The organism is Streptomyces albidicamelliae, assembly GCF_025642175.1.
In the GTDB taxonomy this organism is placed as follows: Bacteria; Actinomycetota; Actinomycetes; order Streptomycetales; family Streptomycetaceae; genus Streptomyces; species Streptomyces albidocamelliae.
The window spans coordinates 7,436,706-7,461,333 of the sequence record NZ_CP106795.1 but is presented as its reverse complement, the minus strand read 5'-3'; the positions used below and the strand labels follow the sequence as shown (position 1 = coordinate 7,461,333).

General features: G+C 72.7%; 24 protein-coding genes. 14 read left to right on the top strand and 10 right to left on the bottom strand.

Annotated features, from left to right (window positions below; genetic code table 11):
• Positions 1-93: 93 nt before the first annotated feature.
• The 8 genes from N8I86_RS33810 (at position 94) to N8I86_RS33775 (ending at position 8,483) form a co-directional block, all read left to right on the top strand.
• A complete protein-coding gene (locus tag N8I86_RS33810; RefSeq protein WP_263279512.1) occupies positions 94-1,752 on the top strand; it encodes a sensor histidine kinase in 1,659 nt (552 codons plus the stop codon).
• A complete protein-coding gene (locus N8I86_RS33805; protein ID WP_073890801.1) occupies positions 1,749-2,156 on the top strand; it encodes a roadblock/LC7 domain-containing protein in 408 nt (135 codons plus the stop codon). The genes N8I86_RS33810 and N8I86_RS33805 overlap by 4 nt, the downstream gene beginning before the upstream one ends.
• Positions 2,153-2,500: a DUF742 domain-containing protein gene (locus tag N8I86_RS33800; RefSeq protein WP_073890803.1), complete on the top strand. Its 348-nt coding sequence runs from the start codon at positions 2,153-2,155 to the stop codon at positions 2,498-2,500. The genes N8I86_RS33805 and N8I86_RS33800 overlap by 4 nt, the downstream gene beginning before the upstream one ends.
• Positions 2,481-3,107, top strand: a complete 627-nt coding sequence (locus tag N8I86_RS33795) for a GTP-binding protein (protein ID WP_371129913.1) — start codon at positions 2,481-2,483, stop codon at positions 3,105-3,107. The genes N8I86_RS33800 and N8I86_RS33795 overlap by 20 nt, the downstream gene beginning before the upstream one ends.
• Complete coding sequence (locus tag N8I86_RS33790) at positions 3,104-4,315, top strand: cytochrome P450 (RefSeq protein ID WP_073890806.1); 1,212 nt, start codon at positions 3,104-3,106, stop codon at positions 4,313-4,315. Before N8I86_RS33795 ends, N8I86_RS33790 begins: the two co-directional genes overlap by 4 nt.
• 101 nt (positions 4,316-4,416) lie before the next feature.
• Complete coding sequence (locus tag N8I86_RS33785) at positions 4,417-5,643, top strand: cytochrome P450 family protein (protein WP_123440664.1); 1,227 nt, start codon at positions 4,417-4,419, stop codon at positions 5,641-5,643.
• Between the two features lie 188 nt (positions 5,644-5,831).
• The gene (locus N8I86_RS33780) at positions 5,832-6,821 is read left to right on the top strand and encodes an aldo/keto reductase (protein WP_263279511.1); all 990 of its coding nucleotides are present in this window, start codon (positions 5,832-5,834) and stop codon (positions 6,819-6,821) included.
• 414 nt (positions 6,822-7,235) lie between these two features.
• Positions 7,236-8,483 (top strand): MFS transporter, encoded by a 1,248-nt coding sequence (locus N8I86_RS33775; RefSeq protein WP_385330263.1) that lies wholly within the window; start codon positions 7,236-7,238, stop codon positions 8,481-8,483.
• Between the two features lie 39 nt (positions 8,484-8,522).
• On the opposite strand, the gene N8I86_RS33770 is transcribed toward N8I86_RS33775, so the two are convergent.
• Genes N8I86_RS33770 through N8I86_RS33760 form a run of 3 tightly spaced genes read right to left on the bottom strand, consistent with a single transcriptional unit; the run spans position 8,523 to position 10,233 of the window.
• On the bottom strand, positions 8,523-9,269 hold the full coding sequence (locus tag N8I86_RS33770; protein WP_073890812.1) for a metallophosphoesterase family protein: 747 nt from the start codon (positions 9,267-9,269) through the stop codon (positions 8,523-8,525).
• The gene (locus tag N8I86_RS33765; protein ID WP_073890813.1) at positions 9,266-9,544 is read right to left on the bottom strand and encodes a BON domain-containing protein; all 279 of its coding nucleotides are present in this window, start codon (positions 9,542-9,544) and stop codon (positions 9,266-9,268) included. Before N8I86_RS33765 ends, N8I86_RS33770 begins: the two co-directional genes overlap by 4 nt.
• A complete protein-coding gene (locus N8I86_RS33760) occupies positions 9,541-10,233 on the bottom strand; it encodes a nucleotidyltransferase family protein (protein WP_263279509.1) in 693 nt (230 codons plus the stop codon). Before N8I86_RS33760 ends, N8I86_RS33765 begins: the two co-directional genes overlap by 4 nt.
• A gap of 441 nt (positions 10,234-10,674) precedes the next feature.
• Between N8I86_RS33760 and N8I86_RS33755 the strand changes: the two genes are divergently transcribed.
• Both N8I86_RS33755 and N8I86_RS33750 read left to right on the top strand, forming a co-directional pair.
• Positions 10,675-11,856 carry a PP2C family protein-serine/threonine phosphatase gene (locus tag N8I86_RS33755; RefSeq protein ID WP_073890816.1) on the top strand — a complete coding sequence of 394 codons (1,182 nt, stop codon included), beginning with the start codon at positions 10,675-10,677 and terminating at the stop codon, positions 11,854-11,856.
• A 124-nt stretch (positions 11,857-11,980) separates the two neighbouring features.
• Positions 11,981-13,042: a glycerophosphodiester phosphodiesterase family protein gene (locus N8I86_RS33750; protein ID WP_073892020.1), complete on the top strand. Its 1,062-nt coding sequence runs from the start codon at positions 11,981-11,983 to the stop codon at positions 13,040-13,042.
• A gap of 66 nt (positions 13,043-13,108) precedes the next feature.
• On the opposite strand, the gene N8I86_RS33745 is transcribed toward N8I86_RS33750, so the two are convergent.
• The 3 genes from N8I86_RS33745 to N8I86_RS33735 all read right to left on the bottom strand — a co-directional run bounded on the left by N8I86_RS33745 (position 13,109) and on the right by N8I86_RS33735 (position 15,192).
• On the bottom strand, positions 13,109-13,609 hold the full coding sequence (locus N8I86_RS33745; RefSeq protein WP_263279508.1) for a hypothetical protein: 501 nt from the start codon (positions 13,607-13,609) through the stop codon (positions 13,109-13,111).
• Positions 13,610-13,787: 178 nt separating this feature from the next.
• Positions 13,788-14,264, bottom strand: a complete 477-nt coding sequence (locus tag N8I86_RS33740; protein ID WP_073890819.1) for an SRPBCC domain-containing protein — start codon at positions 14,262-14,264, stop codon at positions 13,788-13,790.
• Positions 14,265-14,316: 52 nt separating this feature from the next.
• A complete protein-coding gene (locus tag N8I86_RS33735) occupies positions 14,317-15,192 on the bottom strand; it encodes a helix-turn-helix domain-containing protein (protein ID WP_263279507.1) in 876 nt (291 codons plus the stop codon).
• 676 nt (positions 15,193-15,868) lie between these two features.
• On the opposite strand from N8I86_RS33735, the gene N8I86_RS33730 reads away from it, so the two are divergent.
• Positions 15,869-16,231: an ATP-binding protein gene (locus N8I86_RS33730; RefSeq protein WP_263279506.1), complete on the top strand. Its 363-nt coding sequence runs from the start codon at positions 15,869-15,871 to the stop codon at positions 16,229-16,231.
• A gap of 410 nt (positions 16,232-16,641) precedes the next feature.
• Positions 16,642-17,298 (top strand): GNAT family N-acetyltransferase, encoded by a 657-nt coding sequence (locus N8I86_RS33725; protein WP_263279505.1) that lies wholly within the window; start codon positions 16,642-16,644, stop codon positions 17,296-17,298.
• A gap of 87 nt (positions 17,299-17,385) precedes the next feature.
• Here N8I86_RS33725 and N8I86_RS33720 read toward each other — a convergent pair whose 3' ends face one another.
• The gene (locus tag N8I86_RS33720) at positions 17,386-17,844 is read right to left on the bottom strand and encodes a flavodoxin family protein (protein WP_073890822.1); all 459 of its coding nucleotides are present in this window, start codon (positions 17,842-17,844) and stop codon (positions 17,386-17,388) included.
• Positions 17,845-17,959: 115 nt separating this feature from the next.
• Between N8I86_RS33720 and N8I86_RS33715 the strand changes: the two genes are divergently transcribed.
• Together N8I86_RS33715 and N8I86_RS33710 are read left to right on the top strand one after the other, a co-directional pair.
• Complete coding sequence (locus N8I86_RS33715; protein ID WP_263279504.1) at positions 17,960-18,601, top strand: class I SAM-dependent methyltransferase; 642 nt, start codon at positions 17,960-17,962, stop codon at positions 18,599-18,601.
• 90 nt (positions 18,602-18,691) lie between these two features.
• A complete protein-coding gene (locus N8I86_RS33710; RefSeq protein ID WP_404830853.1) occupies positions 18,692-19,405 on the top strand; it encodes a lipoprotein in 714 nt (237 codons plus the stop codon).
• 377 nt (positions 19,406-19,782) lie between these two features.
• Here N8I86_RS33710 and N8I86_RS33700 read toward each other — a convergent pair whose 3' ends face one another.
• The 3 genes from N8I86_RS33700 to N8I86_RS33690 form a co-directional block, all read right to left on the bottom strand.
• Positions 19,783-20,892: an amidase domain-containing protein gene (locus N8I86_RS33700; RefSeq protein WP_260148998.1), complete on the bottom strand. Its 1,110-nt coding sequence runs from the start codon at positions 20,890-20,892 to the stop codon at positions 19,783-19,785.
• Between the two features lie 176 nt (positions 20,893-21,068).
• Positions 21,069-22,358: a polysaccharide deacetylase family protein gene (locus N8I86_RS33695; protein ID WP_073890827.1), complete on the bottom strand. Its 1,290-nt coding sequence runs from the start codon at positions 22,356-22,358 to the stop codon at positions 21,069-21,071.
• Between the two features lie 47 nt (positions 22,359-22,405).
• Positions 22,406-24,493 carry a transglycosylase domain-containing protein gene (locus N8I86_RS33690; RefSeq protein ID WP_263280194.1) on the bottom strand — a complete coding sequence of 696 codons (2,088 nt, stop codon included), beginning with the start codon at positions 24,491-24,493 and terminating at the stop codon, positions 22,406-22,408.
• Positions 24,494-24,628: the final 135 nt, after the last annotated feature.

The window sequence follows — 24,628 nt, the reverse complement described above, 5'->3', positions numbered from 1 at the left end:
GAGTTCAGCGTCGCGTGGCATCTCTCACCCCCCTGAACGTCTCCTGCCCAACCCCCCAGCCTGCCCCTTTCTGCGCGAGGACCCGACCGGACGATGACCGCGCCCACCCCTCCCGGCGACCGCCCTTCCCTCCGTACGTTCGTCATCGCCCTCGCCGCGACCGGTGCCCTGTCGGCGCTCGTGGTCTGCGCGGCCGTGGTGGCGGCCCCGGGCGGTGCGCGCACCCCGCTCGCCTGGGGCGGCGGAGCCGCCGCGGTCCTGCTCGGCCTGGCGGTGGCCACGGCGGCCCACGCCCTGCGGGCCGGGCGGGACACCCGGGCCCGGCTGGAGAGCGTGACCCAGGACCTCGGGCGGCTGCTCCAGCAGCAGGCCCGCGCGACCTCGGAGACGCGCCAGGAGCAGCAGCGCCTCATCGACGAACTCGCCGAGCAGCGTGCCGAGTTCACCGAATCCTTCGCGACCGAACGGGAGCGGCTGGAGCAGGAGGGCGCACGCGAGACGAAGCGGCTGCGCGAGGAGAACGCCCGGCTCACGGGTGAGCTGGAGCAGGCCAGGCGGGAACGCGACGCCGCCGTGTCCGCGACCTCCAACGCCTCCGGCCGGATGCAGGCCCTGGCCACGGCCACGCTCGCCGACCTGCGGGCCATGGAGGACCGGCACACCGACGAGGACGTCCTCGCCGACCTCCTCCACCTCGACCACCGCACCGCCCAGGCGGGCCGGCTCGCGGACTCCATCGCCGTGCTCACGGGTGCGCGTTCGGGCCGCAGGTGGGCGCGGCCGATCGGCATGGAGTCGATCCTGCGCGGCTCGATGGGCCGGATCGCCGGCTACCGCCGGGTGCGGGTGCACTCGGTCAGCGGGGTCGCCGTCGCCGGGCACGCGGCCGAGGGCGTGATGCACGCGCTCGCCGAACTCCTCGACAACGCGGCGAACTTCTCACCGCCTACCGCCGAGGTCCACGTGTACGTGGAGGAGGTGCCCGCCGGCGTCATCGTGTCCGTCGAGGACAGCGGTCTGGTGATGGGGGACGTGCAGCTGCGCCGCGCCGAGCGTGCGGTCTCCGGAGACGTCTCGGAGCTGGGGGGTCTGACCGGAACCCGGCTGGGCCTCGCCGTGGTCGGCCGGCTGGCCCGCAAGCACGGCCTCAAGGTCTCCTTCCGGCCCTCCGCGCGCGGCGGCACCGGGGTACTGATGCTCGTCCCGCAGGACATCCTCGCCGGCCCGGCCGCACCCGAACCGGCCCCCGCGGCCGCCGAGGCGCCGGCCGCCGTGGAGGCCCCGCCGGTCCACGAGGCGGCCGCGCCCGAGCCGCGGGAGGACACCGCCGGGCTGCCCAAGCGGCGCCGGGGGCGCACGCTCGCCGAGGCCGAGCGCTCCCGTTCGGCCCGGACGGGCGGCGGCCGTCCCGCTTCCGGCGCCGACGAGGGCAAGGCGCGGGCGGCCCGCTTCAGCAGCTTCCGCGAGGCCGTACGACCGCCGGCGGACACCGGCACCCCCGCTCCCGTGCCGGGCGACCGCGGCACGGACGACACGCGGCCCCCTGCCCCCGGCGGCCGTACGGCCGGCTCCCCCGAGGACCCGGCCCACGACGGCCAGTTCACGGACGAGGCCCGAACCACGGCGCCCGACGGCCGTGTGCACGACGGCCGGGCCCCCGGCACTCCGCAGGGCCCCGCCCCCACCGGCGCGGACACCGCACCCGCTTCCTCCCACCCGCACGCGCACCCGGAAGGCGACACCACTCCATGACCGGCCCGACCACCGCCGACGACAAGCTCACCTGGCTCCTGGAGGGCCTGCTGGAGAGGACGCCCGGCGCCCGGCACGCGCTCGTGCTCTCCCGGGACGGGCTGAAGCTGTGCCGTACCCCCGAGTTGAGCGTGGACCAGGCCGACCAGCTCGCCGCGATCGCCGCCGGCATCCAGTCGCTGTCGCACGGAGCCTCCGCGGAGTTCGGCGACGGCAGCGGCGGTGTGCGCTCGGCGATGGCGGAGTTCTACGGCGGCGTGCTGTTCATCGTCGAAGCCGGCGCGGGCGCCCACCTGGCCGTCGTCACCTCGGAGGACGCGGACGCCGGGGTCGTCGGGCACACCATGAGCGAACTGGTGGAGCAGCTCGGCGAGCACCTGACCGCTCCGCCCCGGACGTCATGAGCCGTCCGGGCAGGGACGACGCGCCCGACCGTCTGTACACCATCACCCAGGGACGCAGCCGGAGCGCTCCGGACAGCCCCTTCGACCTGGTCACCCTCGTGGTCGCCGAGTCGGACCCGGCGGCCGGCATGCAGTCGGAGCACGTGGCGATCCTCGAGATGGCCCGCTTTCCCACCTCGGTGGTGGAGATCGCCGCCGAACTGCGGCTGCCGGTGAGTATCACCAAGGTGCTGCTGTGCGACCTGCTGGCGGCGGGCCGCGTCAGCGCCCGTCATCCCCGCCGGCCGGCCATAACCGACCCCGACATCCTGGAGCAGGTGCTCGTTGGACTCCGCAACCTCTGACGCCCGCACCCCGTTGGGTGCCTCCGCGGACAACGGTCTCAAGATCGTCGTCGTGGGCGGCTTCGGCGTCGGCAAGACCACCCTGGTCCGCTCCGTCAGCGAGATCCGCCCCCTCAACACCGAGGAGACGATGACGCAGGCCGGCGAGTCGGTCGACGACATCGGCCAGGTGCGGGGCAAGTCGGCCACCACGGTCGCCTTCGACTTCGGCCGGATCAGCCTGGACGCCCACAACGTGCTGTACCTGTTCGGGGCGCCGGGCCAGAAGCGGTTCTGGTTCCTGTGGGACCGGCTGTTCTCCGGCACGCTCGGAGCCGTGGTGCTGGTCGACACCCGCCGCATCGACGACTCCTGGTACGCCATCGACCGGCTGGAGCACCACGGCACGCCGTTCATCGTGGCGTGCAACGACTTCGGCGGCACCGTGCGGGCCGGCGAGGACGTCCGCGAGGCCCTCGACCTGGACCCGCACGTGCCGCTGATCGACTGCGACGCACGCTCCCGCGAGTCCGGCAAACAGGTGCTGATCACCCTGGTGCAGCACGTGAAGAACCGGTACGCCGACCCGTCCGCGCGGGCGGGCCTGCCCCGACAGGAGTTCGTGTGACCACCCCCGACGCCGTGCCGCTCGGCGGCCCCCGCTTCCAGACCGAACCCGCCACCCTGTACCGGGAGATGCGGCGCGACCACGGATCCGTGGTGCCGGTGACCCTCGACGGCGACGTCCCGGCCTGGCTGGTGCTGGGCTACCGGGAACTGCACCAGGTCACCGGCGACCCGGTGCTCTTCAGCCGGGACTCCGACCTGTGGAACCAGTGGGAGAACATCCCGGCCGACTGGCCGCTGCTGCCGATGATCGGCCGCAAGCAGCCGTCGATCCTCTACACGGTCGGCGAACGGCACCGGCAGCGCGCGGCCATGGTCAGCAACGCCCTGGAGGCGGTGGACCCGTTCGAACTGCGGCGCCACGCCGAGCGGTTCGCGGACGAGCTGATCGACGGGCTGTGCGGCGCGGGCGAGGCCGACCTGGTCGCGCAGTACGCGATGCTGCTGCCGGTCCGCGTCCTGGCCCGGCTGTACGGCTTCCCCGACGAGGACGGCCCGGGCCTGGTCACCGCCCTCAACGACATGATCGACGGCCGTGAGCGCGCCCTCGCGGGACAGGCGCATCTCGCCACGTCCATGGGGCAGTTGCTCGCGGACCGGAAGAAGGAGCCCGCCGCCGACGTGGTCTCCCGGATGCTCGCCGACGACAGCGGGTTCAGCGACGAGGAGATCGCGCAGGACCTGATGGTGATGATGGCGGCCGGGCACCAGCCGACCGCCGACTGGATCGGCAACTCGCTGCGGCTGATGCTGACCGACACCCGGTTCGCGGCCTCGCTGTTCGGCGGGCGCAACAGCGTCGCCGAGGCGATGAACGAGGTGCTGTGGGAGGACACCCCGACCCAGAACGTGGCCGGCCGCTGGGCCGCCCGCGACACCCACCTCGGCGGCCGCCGCGTCCGGGCCGGTGACCTGCTGCTGCTCGGGCTCCAGGGCGCCAACTCCGATCCGCAGGTGCGCACCGACGCCTCCGCGCTGACCGGCGGCAACAACGCGCACTTCTCCTTCGGTCACGGCGAGCACCGCTGCCCGTTCCCTGCGCAGGAGATCGCCGAGGTCATCGCGCGGACCGGCATCGAGGTCGTACTGGACCGGCTGCCGGACATCGACCTGGCGGTGCCGGCCGAGTCGCTGGGCCGCAGGCCCTCGCCCTGGCTGCGGGGACTGACCGGGCTGCCCGTCCGCTTCACACCCGTACCCGCCCGCTGATCCCGCGGCGCACCGGCCGCGCGCTGTTCCGCCGGGGTTTTCGGGGACCGTCCCCCGCAACCGGCGCAGTACCCCGACCCTGCCCTGGGAGGCACGTCACGATGACGACCGGTACCGAAGCACCCCGGATCGCCCTGGACCCCTTCGTCACCGACCTGGACGGCGAGAGCGCGGCGCTGCGCGCGGCCGGCCCGCTCGCCGCCGTCGAACTGCCGGGCGGCGTCCCGGTGTGGGCCGTCACCCACCACGCCGAGGCCCGCGCGCTGCTCACCGACCCGCGGCTGGTGAAGGACATCGACGTGTGGGGTGCCTGGCGGCGCGGCGAGATACCCGCCGACTGGCCGCTGATCGGCCTCGCCAATCCGGGCCGCTCCATGCTCACCGTGGACGGCGCCGACCACCGCCGGATGCGCACGCTGGTCGCGCAGGCGCTGACCCCGCGCCGGGTGGAGCGGATGCGCGAGCGCATCGAGAAGCTGACCCAGGACCTGCTCGACGCGCTGCCCACGGGAGGCGGCACCGTCGACCTCAAGGCGGCCTTCGCCTACCCGCTGCCGATGTACGTCATCGCCGACCTCATGGGCATCGAGGAGGCGCGGCTGCCCCGGCTGAAGGTGCTGTTCGAGAAGTTCTTCTCCACGCAGACCCCGCCGGCGGAGGTCGTCGCCACCCTCACCGAGCTGGCGCACATCATGGCGGAGACGGTGGCGGCCAAGCGGGCCGAGCCCGGTGACGACCTGACCAGCGCGCTGATCCTGGCCTCCGAGGACGGCGACCACCTCACCGACGAGGAGATCGTCTCCACGCTCCAGCTGATGGTCGCGGCGGGGCACGAGACGACGATCTCCCTGATCGTCAACGCGGTCGTCAACCTCTCCACCCACCCCGACCAGCGCGCCCTGGTGCTGTCCGGCGAGGCCGACTGGTCGGCGGTCGTCGAGGAGACCCTGCGTTTCTCCACGCCCACCTCCCACGTCCTGATCCGCTTCGCCACGGAGGACGTCCCGGTGGGCGACAAGGTGATCCCGGCCGGGGACGCGCTCATCGTGTCCTACGGCGCGATCGGCCGTGACGAGCACGCGCACGGCCCGACCGCCGGAGAGTTCGACATCACCCGCACGTCGGGCAGCCGGCACATCTCCTTCGGGCACGGCCCGCACGTGTGCCCCGGCGCCGCCCTGTCGCGGCTGGAGGCGGGCGTGGCGCTGCCCGCGCTGTACGCCCGCTTCCCCGGCCTGGAGCTGGCGGTGCCGGCGGCCGAGCTGCGCAACAAGCCGGTCGTCACGCAGAACGACCTGTTCGAGCTGCCGGTGCGGCTCGGCGCGTAGTCCCACGCACCCGGTACGCCCTTGACTTCGAGCGCGCTCCAGCTCGTAGCGTCGCAGTCACCGCGTGGGCACGCGGTACCCGGCACACCCCACGGGATGCCGGGTGCCGCGATCCGTCGCTAGATGGAGGAAGGCCCTCGCGCCCCGGAGAACGACGCACGAGCGTGCACGAAAGGCTGGGACACCACATGCAGAAGCGCAGTCTGCGGGACCTCCAGGTATCGGCCATCGGCCTCGGATGCATGGGCATGTCCGCCTTCTACGGCTCCACCGACCAGGAGGAGGGCGTCGCGACCATCCGTCGCGCCCTGGAACTCGGCATCGACTTCCTCGACACCGCGCAGCTCTACGGCCCGCTCACCAACGAGTCGCTGGTCGGCGAGGCGGTACGGGGACACCGCGACGAGTACGTGATCGCCACCAAGTTCAACTACCGGATGGACGACGCCGTACCCGGCGACATGAGCACGATCGGCCGGCAGGACGGCTCGGCCGAGCACGTCCGCAGCTCGGTCCACGGCTCGCTGGAGCGCCTGGGCACCGACTACATCGACCTGTACTACCAGCACCGGGTCGACCCGGACGTGCCCATCGAGGAGACGGTCGGCGCCCTCGGCGAGCTGGTCGCCGAGGGCAAGGTGCGGCACATCGGGCTGAGCGAGGCGAGCGCGGAGACCATCCGGCGCGCCCACGCCGTGCACCCGGTCACCGCGGTGCAGAGCGAGTACTCGCTGTGGTCGCGGGACGTGGAGGCCGAGGTGCTGCCCGCCTGCCGGGAGCTCGGCATCGGCTTCGTGCCGTACTCGCCGCTCGGCCGCGGCTTCCTCGCGGGCCGCTTCAGCTCCCCCGACGAGCTGGACGAGAACGACTTCCGCCGCAACAACCCCCGCTTCACCGACACCAACCTGGACGCCAACCTGCGGCTGGCGGAGAAGGTCAAGGAGATCGCCGCCGAGAAGGACGTGACCCCGGCCCAGCTGGCGATCGCCTGGGTGCTGGCCCAGGGGGAGGACCTGGTGCCGATCCCGGGCACCAAGCGCCGCAGCTACCTGGAGCAGAACGCCGGCGCGGCCGGCATCGAGCTGACCAAGGAGGACCTGGCCCGCATCGACGCCGAGCTGCCCGAGGTGGCGGGCCAGCGGTACGACGAGGCGGGGATGCGCGCGATCAACCGGTAGCCGGCCGGGCGGTTCCCCACATCACCCTTCGGGAGGGGGCGGTACCCCGCGTCTCCCGGAGGGTGCGGTGTGCCGTACGCCACCATGACAGCGGGCCGGCAGGGCGGCCGCGGGGGTCTGTGAGGAAGCACACGGCGGTTCTCAACCGTGCCGCGCGCAGGGGCACTTGGTGGTGCGTACGGGTTCCCGGCCGGGGGTGCCGCCGACGGCTCGACCGGCCCGTCTGCCACCATGGTCGACGCCCTGACCAAGCACCCTGGCCGCGCAGCGCAGCCGGCCCGACGGGGTTCTCCGGTCACTCTCCCGACCCCGGTTGTCGAGTACCCCGCCGTGTCTGCTTCCTCTTCCCTGCCCACATCCGCTTCCCGTGCCGCCGTCTCGCGTTCGCCGTGGCGGTCCCTGAGACACCGCAGCATGCGCTGGTGGTCGGCGGCGAACTTCGTCTCCAACGCCGGCACCTGGATGCAGCTCACGGTGCAGAACCTGCTCGTGCTCCAGATCACCGGTTCCGCTGCGGCGACCGGCCTGTCGATGTCCGTACAGGCGGCGCCCGCGCTGTTCGTCAGCCTGCTGGGCGGCGCCGCCGTGGACCGCTGGCACCGCAGGCTGACGGTCGCGGTGAGCCAGGCGCTGCTCGGCGCGGTCGCCTTCACCACCGCACTGCTGGTGGCGCTGGACCGGATCGACATGCCGGCACTGCTGGTACTGGCCGCCGTGACCGGCGTCATCGCCACCGTCGACGGACCGGCGTGCGCCCTGCTCGGCAACGATCTCGTGCCCGTGGAGGACGTGCCGTCCGCGATCGGCGTCGGCTCCCTGGTGCACAGCGCGGGCCGGCTGACCGGCACCGCCCTCGCCGGGGTGACCGTCGGCTTCCTCGGCACCGGCGCCGCCTACGCGGCCAACGGGCTCTCGTTCCTCTTCGTGGCGGCGGTCGTACCGTTCCTGCGCCCGGCACCCGGTGCCGCGCGGGAAGCGGTGGCCGAGGCCCCCGCCGCTCCGGCCCGCGCGGAGATGAGCGTCCGGGAGGGCCTCACCTTCTTCGTGCGCCGGCCCCGGCTGGTCGCGCTCGCGGGCATCACCGGCATCAGCTCGGTCTTCGGCCGGAACTACGGCCTGACCCTGGCCGTCCTGGTGACCGGCCCGCTCGCCGGTGGCGCGGGAGCCTTCGGCACCGTGTCCACCGTGCTGGCGGTCGGCGGCATCCTCGGCGCGGTCCTCGGGGCGCGGCTGCACAGGCCGTCGGTGCGGACCGTGGGTCTGCTCGCCGCGGCGGGCGCGCTGCTCCAGGTCGTCGCGGGACTGTCCCCGTCGCTCGCCGTCCTGCTGGTGCTGGTGCTGCCGATGGCGGTGGTCGAGTCCGTCTCCGACACCGCCGGTACGGCCGTGCTGCAGACCGATCCGCCCGCGCATCTGCGGGGCCGGGTGCTCGGGGTGTGGAGCAGCATCGGCACGGTGTGGGGCCTCGGGGGCCCGCCGCTGCTGGGCCTGCTGATGGAGTGGGCCGGGGCGCGCGGTGCCCTGGTCGCCGGCGGTCTGCTCATCGCCGGGTCGATCGGTGCGGGCCTGCTGGTGCGCCGGCGCGGTGGCCTGGTACCGGTGGCGCTGGCCGCGAAGGACGGCGACGTGACGGGGCGGTCGGCTCTCGGCACGGCCGCCTGACCGTCGCGCCCGCCTGCGTCACCGTACCGCCGGCTCGGGTCACGCACCCTGCCGCGGGTCCGGGCCGCCCGGCAGGTGGTAGACGTGGAAGGCCTGCCCGATCACCGGCTGGGCCACATTGCGCACCCGGACACCACCGCTGGTCATGCCGTGCTCGGTGCCCGCGTGGGCGTGGCCGTGCACCGCGAGGTCGGCGCCGCCGGTGTCGATGGCCTCCGCGAGCAGATAGCTGCCGAGGAAGGGGTAGATCTCCAGCGGTTCCCCGGCCAGCGTGTCCGGCACGGGCGCGAAGTGGGTCAGCGCGATCCGCACGTCGCAGTCGCGGCCCCCCAGGTCCTTCAGGGCGCCGTGCAGGGCGTCGGCGCTCCTGCGGGTGTAGCGGACGAACTCCTTCATGAGCGGTTCGCCGAACTCCCCGGCGCAGCGGCCGACGAATCCGCCGCCGAAGCCCTTGGTCCCGGCCACCCCGATCCGTGCCCCGCCCGCGGTGACGACGACGGCCTCGCCCTCCAGGACGTGCGCGCCCGCGTCCCGGAGGATCGCGGTGACCTCCTCGGGCCGTTCGTCGTGGTGGTCGTGGTTGCCGAGGACGGCGACGACCGGCACCGCGAGGCCCTCGATCTCCCGGGCGACGACGGCCGCCTCCTCGGGGGTGCCGTGCCGGGTGAGGTCCCCGGCGAGCAGCAGGACGTCGGCGCACTCGGGCAGGGTGTCGAAGGAGGGCCGCAGGGTTCCCTGGCTCTCGGGGGCCATGTGGATGTCCCCGACGGCCGCCACGCGGATCATGTGAGGTCCTCCCCGTGGTCGGGCGAGGAGGTCCCGGCGACGAGCATGTCGCTGTGGACCGGGTGTCCCGCCAGTTCCTCGCGTGCCCTGGCCAGGATCTCGTCGCGGCACTGGGCGGACGGCACGGTGCCGGTGAGCAGGACGGCGTCGCCGCGCAGCTCCACCCGTACGCCGAGTTCACCGAGCGGCCCGGAGGCCAGGTGCTCGGCGAGGTGGGCGACGCGGTAGTCCAGGTTCGCCGCGCCCGTCGGGGGCGAGGCGCTTGCGTCGGTCATGGCTGCCCTTCCTGGGGATCGATCACGTTCAGCCGTTCGAGGAGGAAGAGGAAGGCGGCCGGCATCGGCTGGTCCCCGCACTCCTCGCGCACCACGTCCCAGTCGACCTTCTCCCGGACCGCACGCGCCACCGGCAGCACCGACCCGAAATCGCAGTAGTGCTCCGAGAAGGCGCTGATCAGGCTGTGGATCAGGTCGGTCGGGCAGAGCACCGGCATGAGCACCGAGTCGACCGGCAGGACATGGGCGCGGTCGAGCATGTCCTTGGTGACGGGCTGGTGCGCGAGGGCGAAGATGACGTCGACGTTCTGCCCGTGGCAGGTGGTCTTCAGCAGCCAGTCCTCGGGCGGTATCCGCACGGCGAGTCCCGCCTCGCGGAGCGTACCGGCGACCGCCTCGGCGTCCTCGGGGAGGATGGCGAAGTCGGCGTCGTGCTGGAGGTAGCGGCTGCCGCCGTGGGCGTACACGGCGACACTGCCGGCCAGGGCGAAGGGGTGGCCCGCGCGCTTGAGGAGGGCACCGATCTGTTTGGTGGCCTCCAGGATCGCCTGGCTGCGGTCCTCCGGCAGGGTCGACGGCTCCGGCAGCGCCGACGCGGGCGGGCCTTGCCCCTCCGTGGCGAGGCGCAGCCCGGTGCCCTCGGGGCGCCTGCCGGGTTCGGGCGCGGTGTCCTCCCCGTTGTGCGTCATGACCTCTCCAATCGCGGCGCACTCCACCCCCGGGCGGCCGGGTCGGCGCCGGGAGCCTTCCGGGTACCCGGGGCGCACGGACCGACACCGGCCACCGTCCACTCCTCCACGACGAGCGCCGGGGTGCCGGTCGTGCGTACGGGGCGGTGGACGAGGCCATGGCGGGTGCGGTGACGAAGAGCGGGGTGGGGAGAGGACGCGGCCCACGACCGGTCCGGCGAGGGCGGTGTCCGAGGTCCGAGGCGGGCGGGTCGGCAAGCCCCGGGCGGCCCGCCGCCCGGACCCGACGGCCGTCCGGGCGGCGGCGGTGAGGCAGGAGTCCGACGAGGACGGTCATCGCGACGTGGGCGGCCGCTTCTCGCCGCGTGACCTGCGTCGCGTCCGTCGCCACCCGCCGACGGCGAGTGGCCGGCCGCCCGGCCCAGGGGCACGCTGGTAGGCATGAGATCCCGGATCGGGGGCGCGAGCGCGCGGCAGCCGTGGCAGTCCTCGCACGCCCTGCTCCTGCTTCCGATCACGCTCATCGTGGTCATCACCGCCGTCGACATCCACGCGCCCACCGACGTCCACCTGGGCCCGACCCTGGTGATCGCGCCCGCGATCACCCCGTCCTTCGCCGGCCCCTGGACCACGGCGGGCATCGGCGCGCTGGCCACGGGCGCACAGATCCTCATCGGCGCCACGCACGGCGGGCTCTACACGACGAACCACATCGTGCAGATCATCACCCTCGCGGTGCTCTCCGTGCTCTGCGTCATCTACAGCGCGCTGCGCGAACGCCGGCAGGCCCAGCTGGCCCAGGTGCGCACGGTCGCCGAGGCCGCGCAGCACGTGCTGATGTGGCCGCTGCCCGAGCAGATCGGCCCGCTGCGGATCGCCTCCCTCTACCTGGCCGCCGAGGACGAGGCGCAGATCGGCGGCGACCTGTACGCGGCGACCGTCAGCGACGGCGCCGTCCGCGTCCTGATCGGCGACGTCCGCGGCAAGGGGCTGCCCGCCATCGGGGAGGCCGCCCTGCTGCTCAGTTCCTTCCGGGAGAGCGCGCACCGGCACGTCCCGCTGGCGGATCTCGCCACCATCCTGGACCAGAGCGTCAGCCGGTACGCGGCCGACCTGGAGCCACCGGAGGAGGCGGGCGAGCGCTTCGCCACGGCGCTGCTGGTGGAGATCCCGGACCGCGATCCGGTCACCCGGATGACCAGTTGCGGTCATCCGCCGCCCCTGCTGCTGAGTCCCGGCCACGTCGTCAACGTCCCGAGCCTGCATCCGTCACCGCCGCTCGGTGTGCACGCGGACGCCGAGCACACCCTCGACGCGTTCTCCTTCGAACCCGGTGACACGCTCCTGCTCTACACGGACGGTGTGGTGGAGGCCCGGGACACACGCGGCAGGTTCTACCCGCTCGCCGAGCGCGTCGCGCGCTGGACCGACGACAGCCCCGAGGCGCTGATGCACCACCTGCGGCGCGACCTGCTCGACCACGTGGGCGGCCGGCTCAACGACGACGCGGCGCTCATCGCCGTGCAGCGCACCCCGGTCGAGCGGCGCCGCCACCACGGCCGAGTCGGCGGCGACACCGCCCGGCACGGCGCCGGTACGGAGGCCGGCCACCCGACCGGCTGACCCTGCCCGGCCGGACGTTCACCTCCCTTTGCGCCAATGTTGGCTCCCCGGGGTGGCCCGTCCGGCGAGGCCGTTGCGAGAATCGCCGGCGCCCCCAGAACAGGGAGATCCCGTGCGACTTCCGCTGTCCCCACGCACCGTCCTCGCCGGCCTGGCCCTGATGCCGGCCCTCCTGCTCCCGGCCACCGCCCACGCGGCACCGGGCGACCCGCACCCGCACCGTTTCGACCTCCAGGCCCACCGCGGCGGCATCGGCATGACGACCGAGGAGTCCCTGGAGGGCTTCGCCAAGGCCATGCGGCTCGGGGTGTCCACGCTGGAGCTGGACACCCAGATCACCAAGGACCTCAAGGTCGTCGTCAACCACGACCGGCAGATCAGCGGCGTCAAGTGCGCGGACACCGGCCCGGTCACGCCCGGCGACCCGCTGTACCCGTACGTCGGGAAGTACATCAAGGATCTGACGCTTGCTCAGATCAAGACACTGGACTGCGGGTACCGGCAGCTCCCGGGCTTCCCCGAACAGGAGGTCGTCAAGGGCTTCCGGATGGCGGAGCTGCGGGACGTCCTGCAGCTGGTCAGGAGCTACCACGCCGACCGGCTCAAGCTGAACATCGAGACCAAGGTGGAGGCGGGGGCGCCCGAACAGACCGCGCCGCGCGAGGTGTTCGTCCGGCGGGTGTACGAGGAGATCCACCGGTCGGGCATCGAACGGCAGGTCACCATCCAGTCGTTCGACTGGGGGGCGCTGAAGGCGATGCACAGGCTGGCGCCCCGGTGGCCGCTGGTGGCGCTGACGAACTACGACTTCCTCCAGGTCGGCATGGACGGCGCGTCCCCATGGCTCGGCGGGATCGACGCGGACGACTACGGCGGGGACTTCGTCCGGGCGGCCGCGACCGTCCCCGGTGTCACGACGCTCTCCCCCAACTACGGCTTCCCGCAGAACGGCAAGGTCGGCGACCCCGGGTTCCGCTTCTACGCCGACGAGGCGATGGTCGCCGAGGCGCACGCACGCGGTCTGAAGGTGGTCCCCTGGACCTGCGACGACATGCCGACCGTGGCCGCGCTGATGGACGCGGGCGTCGACGGCGTCATCACCGACTACCCGAATCGCGTACGGCAGTTGATGGCCGACCGCGGGCTGCCGCTGCCGCGGCCCTACCGTCCGCACGGGCGCGCCTGAACGTACCGCGGGCGTGAGCCCCGCCCCGAGTGGGGCGGGGCGGGACCGCACGCCCCGTCCTCCGGGTCAGCGGACCGTCTCGAGGTCCGTGATCTCGAGGGTCTTGAGGTCCGACAGGACGTCGACGCCGGTGACCCGCGCGTGCGGCCCGTGGCCCCAGGTGAGGGTGACCCGGCTGGTGGCGTGGCCCGCGCCGGAACCCGTGTGCGCCACCTTCCACTTGACCGGCACGCCCCGCGCGAACAGGACGCCGTCGGCGTGCTGCCTCTTCTGGTAGGCGCTCACCTTCGCGCGGGCGGCGGCGGAGAGGTAGAAGCCGCGCAGGGCCTTGGCGCCGGCGGCTGCGGACGGGTCGTCGGCGGCCCGGACGGAGTCGATGTAGGCCGCGTAGAAGTCGGCCACATGCCGGGTGACGTCGCGCGGGTCGCCCTGGACGGTGGACACGGCGCCGGCCCGGGCGGTGCGGTGCGCGCCGGCGCCCGCGAGGGCGGGCGCCACGGCGGCCAGGCTGAGGCCCGCGGTGAGGGCCACCGCGGTGAGGAGGGTCTTGCGACTGCGGACGGACATCTTTCTCGTTTCCCCCGTTTTCCTCGCGACCGGTACCGCTCGGTCGTCGACGGACCGTAAGACCGTGCTTTCCGCGCTCAGGTTCCGCTTCTTTCCGTTTTCTTGGCACTCAATGCCCGGAAGGTGGAAACTCGAAAAGGTTGGAACGCAAACCGGCCGGGTTTCGCCACTCTTTCGGTCATTCCGCTTCGGGTGACCGCCCTTCGCCGACCAACCGGGCGAGGTTGTCGAGGGCCGTACGGGTGCCCAGCTCGTTGTCCTCACGGGGTACGGCGTCCGGGACGCCCTCGTGCAGCATCTCCACGTCCGTGCCGTCGCCGCTCGCCGTGAGCTTCGTCGTCAGGGTCATCGTGGAGCGCAGGGCGGCGTCGAGGGACTCGAAGGCGAACACCTCGACGACCAGGGCGTCGGGCACGAGCCGGGCGAAGTGGCCGCGGTAGGTGTCGGTGTGCTCCCCGGACTTGCCGGCGCCGCTTGCGTCGTCGTAGGTGAGGGAGATGCGGAACTCCCCTCCCTCCCGGGCCTCGAAGGCGTGCACGCGCGCGGTCATGCCGGCCGGGACCCGCCAGGCGGCGAGCGCGTCCGGATCGAGCAGGGCCCGGTAGACGGCCTCCGGGGGCGCTGATACGTGCCGGGTGACTCGGGTGGCGTACATGGCCCCACGCTAGCGGCCGCGGGGCGTCCGGCCCGGCCGATGACGGCAGGGGTCAGAACTCCTTGCGGATCGCCTCGAGCAGGGCTTCGGCGCTCCGGGCCGGTGCGGCCCGGGCGCCGAGCCGGTCCAGCGCCTCGCGGTACAGCCCGACGTCGCCCACCTTGTCGAGGTAGACGGCCCCCGCGAGACCGTTGAGGTAGACGATGTCGGGCAGTTCGGGGGCCCGGAACCGGAAGAGGTGGAAGGCCCCGGCCCGCACGGCGGGGTGCGGGCCGTCGGCGAACGGCATGAACTGCAGCGTCACATGGGGCAGCCGGCCGATCTCGACGAGGTGGTCGACCTGCGCGCGCATCACCTCGGCCCCGCCGACCGGCCAGCGCAGCACGGTCTCGTCCATCACCACCCACACCCGGGGCGGAGCCGGCCTCGCCAGCAGTTCCTGACGGCGCATGCGCAGCGCGACCCGCCGCTCGGTGGCCTCGGCGGAGGCGTTCGGGTCGCCCGCGCCGAGCAGGGCCCGGGCGTAGTCCTCGGTCTGGAGCAGTTCGTGCACGAACTGGCTCTCGTAGGCACGGATCTGCGAGGCCGCCTGTTCCAGACTGAGGTAGGCGGCGAACCAGTCGGGCATGACGTCACGGTAGGTGTGCCACCAGCCGTGCTTGTTGGCCTCGCGTACGGAGTGCAGGAAGGCGTCGATCTCCCGCCGGTCGGTGACGCCGTAGAGCTGGAGCAGCTTCTCGGCGTCCGCGAGCCGCAGACGGGCCACCTTGGCGGCCTCCATGCGGCGGATCGTGGAGTGGCTGACCCCGAGGGCGGCGCCCGCCTCGGCGTAGCCGAGACCGGCCCGGATACGCAGTTCCTCCAGCCGCCGCCCGAGGATCATGCGCAGCACGGACGGGGCGCCGCCCCAGTCGGTCTCCGCGGTCACGCCCACCCCCTCGGCAGGTGCCGGATCCGGTCTCGCACGCGTCTTTCCGGTGCGCTCATTCGATCACGTCCGGACCTCGAGCGACACGCACGGGGACACTTGCAAATTTCAACTTGCCTGTTGCGAGCGGATGTTGGCGGATGACACAGTGGGCGTACTGCTCCGGCCGACCCGAGGAGCAGGCGGCGCGGCCGGGTCGGGGGAGACCGGGCCGGCTTACGGCCTCGGTGGAGGCGGTGTGTCGTCTGCTGCGCGAGCGGCCGGACTCGGCACCGGACACCCCCCACTCGCGAGGCCGGACGAAAGGCGCACGATGGTTCCGCCCTCCCTCCCCCGACTTCCCGAGGACCGAAGACCCGAGCGGACACTGCCGGAACAGGATCCGGTGCGGCTGCCCGCGCTACCCGTACCGCACCGGCCCCCCGCCGCCGCCGGACCATCCCTGCCGGCCCCCGATCCCGCCGGACCACCCCACCCGGCCCCGTACACCCGAGAGCGCCCCCGCCCGGCAGCCGGCGGTGCGGAGCGTCCCCACCTGCCGCCGGTCCCGGCCGCCGGCTCCCGACGCCCCGGAGGCGAGCACCCCGGTCGACTCCCTGGGCCCGACGGCTCCGGCCGGCCCGCCTACGGGGCCTCCTCCGCCGGCTCCGCCGCGTTCGACCTGCCGGCTGTGCCGGTGGCCGTGGGCACCGCCCGCCGGATCGTCCGGGACCTGCTGACCGCCTGGGGCGTGCCCGGGGAGGCCCGGGACGATGTGCTCCTCGTGATCTCCGAGCTGGTCACGAACGCGCTGGTGCACGCGGCGGGCGAGCGGATCTCCTGCCGGCTGCGCCGCACGGCGGAACGAGTGCGCATCGAGGTCGAGGACCAGGACGGCGGCCCCGGACTGCCGGTGGTCGGCCGCCCCGGCCCCCACGAACAGCACGGACGCGGTCTGTTCCTGGTCGAGGCGCTGAGCAGCGACTGGGGAGTGACGGCCGTGCCGGACCGGCCGGCACGCGTCGTCTGGGCGGAACTGCCCTCGGTCCCCCATGCCTGACACCCCCCACGCCCCCCAACCCGACACCCGACACCCGACGCCCACGGACCGTCCCCCACTCGTCCGAAGGGATTCCCATGCACCCCGTCCCCCCGCACCGCTTCAGCCTGCGCCGTCCTCCCCTCCCCCGCGGTGCCCTGCGCCGCACTCGCGCTCTCCGCTGTCATTCCGGTTCCACGCCGTCCGCGGACCCGTCCTGGACCGCCGGCCGCCCCAGGCCCGGCACACCGCCGGCGGACCGGCTGAACCCGCCCGGCGCGTCCCCCCGGGCGGACAGCGTCCGGAACACCGCCGGTGACACGACGTCCGGCCTGGATTCCCGCTAGATTCACCGCCGGTGCGGGACTTCCGCATCCGCCGGCGGATCCGTGTCCGCCGCGCGAGCCGCAGCGTCGGGGTACGGGGGCGTCATGGTCTGGTCGCTCATCCGCCGGGGCCGGACCGCGCCCGGCCTGCCCGTGCCCGGACGGTGCGCCCCGGGCCGGCACGTCCTGGCGACGGCACGGCTGCTGCTGTTCACGCCCCGGAACCGGCTCGACGTGGCGGCGGCACTCGCCGCGTGCGCGGACGCCGAGGCGCAGCGGTGGCTCGGCACCCAGGCGGACGAGGTCGTCCCCGATCCCGGCACCCGCCGTACCCTGCTGCGGTGGCGGCCCGCGGGAGACGACGGCCGCCGCGTGCCACGGCACCTGGCCGAGCCGTTCGCACCCGGACCCGACGACCCGACGATCCTGGTGTGCGTCCGCAGATCCGATCTCAGTTACGCCGGAGCGCTCGAACTGGAGCCCCGGTCGGGCGAGATGGGCGGCTGGCTGGCGCCGGGCTGCCGCGGCCAGGGCCTGGGCGCGGAGCTGTTCCGCGCGGGCGCCGCACTCGCGCACACCCATGCCGGGCTCACCACCGTCCGCGCCGGCGCCGAACCCGGGAACACCGCCAGCCGGCGGTCCCTGGCCCGCGCGGGCTTCGTCCGGGACCAGGGACCGCTCCGGCACACCCTGCCCGACGGCCGTGTCGTGGACGCCGTCTGGCACCGGCACGACACCGTGACGGCCTCCCGCTGCCTCTGACCGCGCGAGGACGTGCCCGTACCGCCGCGCTTGAGGTGAGCGGGGACGGGCCCGCGCTTCCGGCGGCCGGGTCCGCGGCGCCGGTGCTCAGTCGCCGGTCATCAGGCCCGCCGCGACCGTGGCTCCCAGTTCCCAGCACGCTTCCGTGTCCGCCTTGCCGGGTTCGCCGGTGACGGTCACCGGGTCGGCCGCGCGCCGCCAGCCGAGGCCCGTGGTGACGGCCTCCACGGCACGGACGGCACCGGTGACGTCGTTGCCGCCGTGGACGTAGTAGCCGAAGGGGCGCCCCCGGGTCTCGTCCAGGCACGGGTAGTAGACCTGGTCGAAGAAATGCTTGAGCGCACCGGACATGTAGCCGAGGTTGGCCGGGGTGCCGAGCAGGTAGCCGTCGGCTTCGAGGACGTCGGAGGCGGTGGCGGCGAGGGCCGCGCGCCGGACCACCCGGACGCCTTCGATCTCGGGAGTCGTGGCCCCGGCGACGACGGCCTCGAACAGGGCCTGGCAGTTGGGCGACGGGGTGTGGTGGACGATCAGCAAGGTAGGCACGCCCCGCACCCTGCCGTGCGGCCGCCGTCCCCGGCAAACGGCGGGCCCCTCGGTGCGTCGCGGGCGTCCGTCCGGGGTAGGACGGTGCACGGCAGCGACGACGGGAGGAGACAGGGTGGCCGAGGACGATCACAGGGCACCGGCCGCCGTGGTGTTCGACGCTCTGGGGCTCGACTACGAGAAGGCGTTCGCCGCGTCCGAGGCGCACCAGGCGTCGCTGCGGTGGCTGTTGGAGCGGCTGGCACCGGGCAGCAGCGTGCTGGACGCGGGCGCGGGTACGGGACGGCCGACCGCCGATACCCTCTCGGGGGCGGGCCACCGGGTCCTGGGCGTCGACGTCTCGCCGGTCATGGTGGAGCTGGCCGCCCGACAGGTGCCCGCGGCCGAGTTCCGCCTGGCGGACCTCCGTGAACTGCCCCTGCCGGGCGCCTCGTTCGACGCGGTGTGCGCGTACTTCTCGCTGCTCCAGATGTCCCGCGCCGAACAGGCCGCCGTCGTGGCGCGGCTGGCCCGGGCGGTACGGCCCGGTGGTCTCGTGGCACTGGCCACCGTTCCGCTGGACGTGGAGGGCGTCCAGGCCCTCTTCATGGGGCAGCCGGTGGAGGTGACGAGCTTCTCCGCGGGGGCCTTCACCGAGCTGGTGACCCGGGCGGGCCTGACGGTACTGGCCGAGGACGATGCCGTGTTCACCCCGGCCCACCCCGACGCCGTACCGGAGCCGCACCTGTTCCTGCACTGCCGGCGCGCCCCGGAGTGACCCGGCTCGACCGCTGATCCGGGCATATCCGTTCGGTGATGTCGGCGCTCTCCGTTACAGTGACGGCGCTGAACCGGAGGGGAGACGACAGTGCAGGTCAGGGTGGGGTCCGTAGGAAGCCGGGCGATCGTGGCGGTCGCGCTGGCAGCCGTGCTCGGCGGTTGCGCGGGCGCGGCGGACGACGACGGGAAGAAGGGCGCGAGCGCATCGCCGGCCGCCAAGGGTGCGGGGGGCGAGGACACGGGGCCCGGGGGCGGGGCTGCCGCGCGCGGCGGGACGATCGGCGCGGCCGGTTCCCCTTGCGAACTGCCCGTCAGCTTCTCCCTCGCCAAGGACTGGAAGCCCAAGGCGATCGACGCCGAGGCCCAGCTGGCGAAGGCGTCGAAGGGCTCCGACGACGATCTGAGCGGCGCGTTCGCGGAGAGCTTCCTCCGCCAGGGCCCGGTCATCGCCGCCTGTGAGATCGACGCCAAGCCGGCCGGCAACATCGGCTTCCTGCGGGTGTGGACCGGCAAGAAGGGCGACGCCGACGCGGGCGGTGTGCTGCGGGCGTTCGTCGCCGCCGAGGACAACGTCAGCAAGGCGAAGTACCACTCGTTCAGGACCGGCGGCGGCGTGTCCGCCGTGGAGGTGGAGTACCTCTACACGAGCAAGCTCCTGGACGAGACCAAGAAGGAGAGCGCCTTCGCGGTCGCCACTCCCGACGGCCCGGTCGTCCTGCACCTCGGCGGCATGGACACCGAGGAGCACGAGGCGATGCGCCCCGCCTACGACCTCGCCAAGCAGACCCTCGAACTCGCCTGAGGGCCGCCGCCCGCGCCGCGCTCAGTCCGACGCGGTGGCCCACCGCCGGTGCAGGGCGTCCAGGAAGGTGCTCAGCAGGGCGCGGCCGGGGCGGCAGGAGGTCGATGTGCAAGTGGGGCGCCGGCGCCGCGGGCTCCGGGTAGCGGCTTGCCGGCCGGGGTATCCAGGCGCGCCGGAAGTCCTCGACGAAGCGCCCGGTGTCCGCGGTGCCGACGATGTATCCGACCGCCCGGCCCGTACAGACGTCCGCCAGGTCGTCGCGGTCGGCGGGACGGTGCTCCCACAACCCCGGGGACGGCAAAGGCCCGCCCGGTACACCGTCGACGGTGTGCCGGGCGGGCCGGGTTCCGGTGCCGGGCGCGTGGCGCGCCCCCGGATCAGGTGCGGTAGGCGTAGAACGCCGCGGTCGGGTACGACGCGACGAGGCTGGCCACCGACCGGTTGTACGTGTTGGTCGAGTGGTACGTCACGTACGGCACACCGGAGCGGTCGCGGTAGGTGACGATCATCGAGTGGTCCTTGGACCCGTCCCGGTTGAAGTCCATCTGCAGGACGTCACCGACGTCGAGCTGGTAGACGTTCGCCAGGCTGCTGACCCGCTTGGACGACAGGGCGAACCAGGAGAACTCGTTCACACCGACGAAGGAGTCGGACTGGATGTCGGCGGTGCCGAACCACTTGTGGAAGTCGTTGGTGTACCCGGGCACGTGCTTCCAGCCGCCCGCCTTCAGGGACTGGCTGACGAAGTTGGTGCAGTCACCGCCGGCGCCCTGCCCGTTGAAGTCCGGGTAGGCGGTGTTGTAGGTCCGCCAGTACTTGGCCGCGTACGCCGCCATGGCCTGGTAGTCGTACCCGGTGCCCGAGAAGTTCTTCGGCTTGGCGGGCGCCGGCCAGGAGGTGGCCGAGCGGATCGCGTCCGGCGGGTTGTCGTCCGCGGTCTTCACCGAGGCCACGGACGGCTTGGCGACCTGGTTGACGGCCAGGTAGCCGTCGTCCGTGTCGTGGATGCCGGTGAGCTGCCAGTCGCCCTGGCGGTCGGCCCGGAAGGTCAGCTCGTGGTGGGCCTGGAAACCGGTGGTCTTCTGGTCCTTCGACACCGGACGCTCGTAGGTGAGCGTCGTCGTCTCGGTCACGGCGACCTTGGCCCGGCGGCCGTTGACCTGGGTGGCGTCCAGGACGACCTTCGTGGCGCCCGCGCTGTACTTCTCGCCGAGCTTGGCGAGCACGCTGCGGCGGTCACGCAGCTGTCCCAGGGCGGAGTCCTGCTGGCGGGTCTGGCCACCGGACAGGCGCACCGACCCGGAGAACCCGGCCGTGTGGCGGGTCCGGGACTTCCCGGTGCCGTCCACGAGGGCCTGGGTGCGGTCGGTGAACACCGCGTCGGCCAGACGCTGGAAGGTCGCCTTGGTCTTGGCGTCCACCGTCGGGTCGTCGGTCACCGCCGCGCCCGCGCTCCAGTTGGGCACCAGCGCCACGCCGGCGACCACCGAGGCGGCGGCGACCGTGACTATGGAGGCGCGGCGCCCCTTACGGCTCAGTCTTCTCGATTTCAATGATGTTCCCCTTCACTCCGGTACACCTACCGGGGGAGTGAGATCTTCCCACGGCCTGTGCGGGGGTTGTGAAGGGGGTATACGCAAGTGGAACCTTCAGACCCACCAGGTCACTTGACCACCGTCGACCAGTCCGGCGACTGGGCGGGGTCGAGGCTGCGCAGGGCGGCCAGGGTCGCGGGCTTCTGCACGTCCAGCCAGTCGGCCAGCTCCTTGAAGGACACGCACTTGACGCCCTTCTTGGAGCAGACGTCCTTGACCACCTGGTCGATGGACTTCATGTAGATGCCGCCGTTCCAGTCCTCGAAGTGGTTGCCGATGAACAGCGGTGCGCGGCTGCCGTAGTACACCCGGTTGAAGCCGGCCATGTACGAGTCCACAGTCTGCTGCTGCCACTTGGGAAACTCGGCCGGATCGCCCTGGGTCTCGCCGTCGGACTGGTTGTAGAGGAAGTTGAAGTCCATCGACAGGCCCTGGTACTTGCCCTTCTCGTACGGCAGCATCTGGAGCGGGAAGTCCCAGATGCCCTTCTTCTTGGAGGGCCATATCTGGAAGTCGCCGGGGGAGCTGGCGTCGTAGCGCCAGCCGTAGCTCTTGATGGCCTTCAGCAGGTTCGGCTGGCCCTCCAGGCAGGGCGCGCGGCCACCGGTGACCTCCCGCTTGAAGTCGAAGGGCAGCGGAGGAATGTCCTTGAAGCCGGTGTTGGTCTTCCAGTGCTCCGCGAAGGAGAAGAACTGGTCGATCTCGCTCTTCCACTCCTGCACGCTCCAGTCGCCGCCGCCCTTGGCGTCGCAGAAGTGGCCGTTGAAGTGGGTGCCGATCTCGTTGCCCTGCTCGTAGGCGAGGGAGAGCTGCTCCAGCGTGGTGCGGATGTGGTCGTCGGTCGCGTAGTCGATCGCCGCGTCACCGGGCGAGTGCATCGGGCCGTGGTACTTGCTCTTCTCGCTCTTGGGCAGCAGGTAGATGCCGGTGAGGAAGAAGGTCATGTGGGCGTCGTACTGCTTGGCCAGGTCCCGGTAGTGCGAGAAGAGGTGGTCGCTGCCCTCCAGGGCGCCGTCCCAGGAGAACACCACGAACTGGGGCGGCTTCTCCCCCGGCTTGAGGGGCACCGCCTTCAGCTGGCCGCGCTGCGGCCCGGTGTAGGAGGTGGAGCCGTCGCCGAGCACCCGGGTCTTGCCGTCCCAGCTGGGCGTCGCCCCGGCCTTCGGGGCGGCCGACGGCTTCTTGCCCGCCGAGGCGGCCGGCGCGGTGTCGTCCGGACGGCTGAGCGCCAGGTACCCGGCGACCAGCGACGCCACGACGAGGAACGCGGCGAGTGTCAGGATCTTCGGCCGGGTGGTCGCGGGGAGGCGGCGGCTGGGGGTGGCCCGACGGCGGCCCGTCGGTTTGTTGGTGGGCATGCGCGGCTCATTCTCCGGAGGGGACGTGGAAGGGGCGGGTCTCTTCGTCAGTCAAGACCCGTCGCGGCCGACCAGAGGTCGTACGGGACGCTGTCGCTACTGGTTCCGGCCAGTCCTTCGAGCGGCAGCGGCTCCAGGGACTTCGCCAGGTCGATCCGGTACACCACGACCGCCGTGGACACGGAGTCGGCGGTCCCGGCGTACCAGGAGGCGGTGTCCTTCTCGGTGGTGCCCGCCTTCCCGCCCGCCCCGGGCTCGGCGGCGGCCGCCTGCGGGTGCGTCGCGCGGAACGAGTCCACGAGTGCCGCGCTGACGTCCTTCGCCACCTGGGCGCCGATCGCGCGGTGGGCGCGCGGGACGGTCAGCGCGACCGGCGCGCCGTTGCGGGTGATGCGGCGCACCGAGTACGGCTCGGTGTGCGTGCCGCCGGCGGCGAAGGTGGCGTAGCCGCTGGCCATCCGGATCGCGCTGGGGGTCGAACTGCCCAGCGAGAGCGCGGGCACCTGCGGGCCCATGCTGGAGGGCAGCAGCCCGGAGGCCTCGGCGGTCTGGCGGACCCGCTCCAGACCGGTGTCCATCCCGAGCTGCATGAAGGGGGTGTTCACCGACTGGGTGAGAGCCTGGCGCAGGGTGATCCGGCCGTAGGACTTGCGGCCCTCGTTGTGCGCGGCGACCTTCTTGCCGCTGCGGTCCCAGTACGGGCCCTCGGGGGTGGTGACGGGCACGCCGTCGTCCCCGTCGTAGACGCTGTCCGGGGTGACGGGGGTCGCGGGGCCGCCGCGGGTGAGGTGGGCGCCGTGCTCGAGGCCCGCGGCGTAGACGAATGGCTGGAACGCGCTTCCGGCGGGAACGGTGGTGGCGTTGGACTCGTTGTAGCCCTGCTTGCGGTGGTCGGGACCGCCGTAGACGGCGAGGATGCGTCCGTCGGTGGCGACCGAGGCACCGCCGTAGTGCCCGTTCTTCGCGGCCTTGGGGTTCTCCCGGCCGGCCTTCTTGCGGGCCTGGGTGACCGCGTCGGTGAGCGCCTTCTCCCGCTTTCGGTCGAAGGTCGTGTAGATCTGGTATCCCCCCAGGTCGAACTGTTTGTCGGTCAGGTGGCCGGCCTTCTTGGCGTACTGCGAGGCCAGCTCCACCAGGTAGTCGCTCTGCTCACCGGTGTTGTAGAGCGGGTTGCTCTTCAGCGGCTCCGGGAACGTCTTGTACGTGGCCCGCTCCCGCGGCGACAGCTTGCCGATCTTGACCATACGGTCGAGGATCCAGGTCCAGCGCTCCTCGGCCCGCTGGTGGTTGGCCTTGCCGAGAGTGGGGTCGTAGAGGCTGGCTCCCTTGAGCAGCGAGGCCAGCATGGCCGCCTCGGAGGCGTTCAGCTTGCTGACGTCCTTGCCGTAATACGCTTGCGCGGCCCGCTGGATGCCGTAGGTGCCGCGCCCGAACCAACTGGTGTTGAGGTAGCCCTCGAGGATCTGGTCCTTGCTCATCTTGTTGTCGAGCTTGAGGGCGATCATCGCTTCGGTGAATTTCCGGGTAATGGTCCGGTTCTGCGTGAGATAAACGTTCTTCACGTACTGTTGAGTGATGGTGGAACCACCCTCGGTGTCCCCCTGACCCACCGTGCGGTACAGAGCCCTGGTGAGGCCTTTGACGGAGACACCCGGATCCGTATAGAAATTCTGGTTCTCCGCCGCGAGCACGGCCCAGCGGACGTCCTCGGGTATGTCCTTCAGCGGCATCGCCTGCCGCTGCACCCACCCGGTGCGCGCCATCGGCGTGCCGTCGGACCAGAAGTAGACGTTGTCCTGCTGTGTGGCGTACGTGTTGAGGTTGCTCGGTATGTCGGTGAGCGCGTACGCGGTGACGAGGAGCGCCCCGAGGAGGCTGAACGCCCCCAGGATCCCGCCGATCCACTGGCGCCAGGAGGGTATCCAGCGCCGCCAGCCGGTGCGATTGGGCCGGGGATAGAGAGGCTTGAGACGGCGTGCGTACGGCGCGAGCCGGCGGATGTACGGGGTCAGCGGCGCGAGCGCCCGCGACAGTGGCACGGTGACGCGCTCCCGGGCCGAGGGCCGGGCACTGCGCCGGCGCTCGGCCCGGCCGCCCTCGGCGACCGGCTCCGGCGGTGGCACCCGCAGCTGCATGGTCTCGTCCGCTCGGGGAGTGCCGACCCTCAGGAAGAGGGTCTCGTCGCCGTCGAACGAGCCCTCGTCACGACCGCCCCTTTTCCCGGGCCGGTCCTCCCCCTGCGACGCCTCGGTCACGGCGCCCCTTTCTAC

Coding starts and splice junctions, on each gene's coding strand:
- N8I86_RS33810 (WP_263279512.1), top strand. CDS start 94: ATGACCGCGCCCACCCCTCCCGGCGACCGCCCTTCCCTCCGTACGTTC.
- N8I86_RS33805 (WP_073890801.1), top strand. CDS start 1,749: ATGACCGGCCCGACCACCGCCGACGACAAGCTCACCTGGCTCCTGGAG.
- N8I86_RS33800 (WP_073890803.1), top strand. CDS start 2,153: ATGAGCCGTCCGGGCAGGGACGACGCGCCCGACCGTCTGTACACCATC.
- N8I86_RS33785 (WP_123440664.1), top strand. CDS start 4,417: ATGACGACCGGTACCGAAGCACCCCGGATCGCCCTGGACCCCTTCGTC.
- N8I86_RS33780 (WP_263279511.1), top strand. CDS start 5,832: ATGCAGAAGCGCAGTCTGCGGGACCTCCAGGTATCGGCCATCGGCCTC.
- N8I86_RS33775 (WP_385330263.1), top strand. CDS start 7,236: ATGCGCTGGTGGTCGGCGGCGAACTTCGTCTCCAACGCCGGCACCTGG.
- N8I86_RS33770 (WP_073890812.1), bottom strand. CDS start 9,269: ATGATCCGCGTGGCGGCCGTCGGGGACATCCACATGGCCCCCGAGAGC.
- N8I86_RS33765 (WP_073890813.1), bottom strand. CDS start 9,544: ATGACCGACGCAAGCGCCTCGCCCCCGACGGGCGCGGCGAACCTGGAC.
- N8I86_RS33760 (WP_263279509.1), bottom strand. CDS start 10,233: ATGACGCACAACGGGGAGGACACCGCGCCCGAACCCGGCAGGCGCCCC.
- N8I86_RS33755 (WP_073890816.1), top strand. CDS start 10,675: ATGAGATCCCGGATCGGGGGCGCGAGCGCGCGGCAGCCGTGGCAGTCC.
- N8I86_RS33745 (WP_263279508.1), bottom strand. CDS start 13,609: ATGTCCGTCCGCAGTCGCAAGACCCTCCTCACCGCGGTGGCCCTCACC.
- N8I86_RS33740 (WP_073890819.1), bottom strand. CDS start 14,264: ATGTACGCCACCCGAGTCACCCGGCACGTATCAGCGCCCCCGGAGGCC.
- N8I86_RS33725 (WP_263279505.1), top strand. CDS start 16,642: ATGGTCTGGTCGCTCATCCGCCGGGGCCGGACCGCGCCCGGCCTGCCC.
- N8I86_RS33695 (WP_073890827.1), bottom strand. CDS start 22,358: ATGCCCACCAACAAACCGACGGGCCGCCGTCGGGCCACCCCCAGCCGC.
- N8I86_RS33690 (WP_263280194.1), bottom strand. CDS start 24,493: ATGCAGCTGCGGGTGCCACCGCCGGAGCCGGTCGCCGAGGGCGGCCGG.